We start from the raw sequence: 576 nt of genomic DNA, 5'->3' as shown, positions 1-576 counted from the left end.
ATATCTATGCTTTAATCCATCCTTTGATAAGTTCAATATAAAATCTGCTGCCCTCTTTGCCATGTTGATGTATTTCACTATTATTTAATATAAATCCTGCTCTCGATAAAGAAGCTATCATAAGCCCATTCCAATCTGTTAATATCTTCTCATCTCTAAGTGGCCTTATTCTATTTTCCCTAAATTTATAAAGCTTCTCCCTTATTACTTCAAGTTTTTCTTTATATTCATCATAATCCTGTGTTTTATATAGTATATTCTGTCCTGTTTTTTCACCTGTTGCCTCCTCCTCAAAGTTTCCCTCTTCAAATAGATTATATACCTTATTTGCTATTTTAAATTCCTCTTCATCTAAAATGTTCTTTAACTCCTCTAGTGTAAATGTGTAAAATTTTCCTTCTACTCCTTCACTATCAGCATCTTCTGCAGAATAGAATGCCCCCTCCTTTGAAGTTAGATCTCTTTTTACATATTCTATAACTTTTTCTACAACCTCCCTATACTTTTCATACTTAAAACATTTCTTAATTAAGGGGCCTTTCCAAGGCATAGGTGAGAGTTAATAGTGCTTGGTCA

The 576-nt window shown here is 32.3% G+C and carries 1 protein-coding gene; it reads right to left on the bottom strand.

Features of this window, described 5'->3' with window-relative positions; genetic code table 11:
- Window positions 1–4 precede the first annotated feature (4 nt).
- The gene (locus tag TCEL_RS00055; protein WP_018655910.1) at window positions 5–550 is read right to left on the bottom strand and encodes a YyaL domain-containing protein; all 546 of its coding nucleotides are present in this window, start codon (window positions 548–550) and stop codon (window positions 5–7) included.
- Between the last annotated feature and the right edge of the window lie 26 nt (window positions 551–576).

The organism is Thermobrachium celere DSM 8682 (assembly GCF_000430995.1).
Lineage (GTDB): Bacteria > Bacillota > Clostridia > Clostridiales > Caloramatoraceae > Thermobrachium > Thermobrachium celere.
Note: the sequence above shows the minus strand (reverse complement) of the source record. Positions and strands in the feature narration are given on the sequence as shown.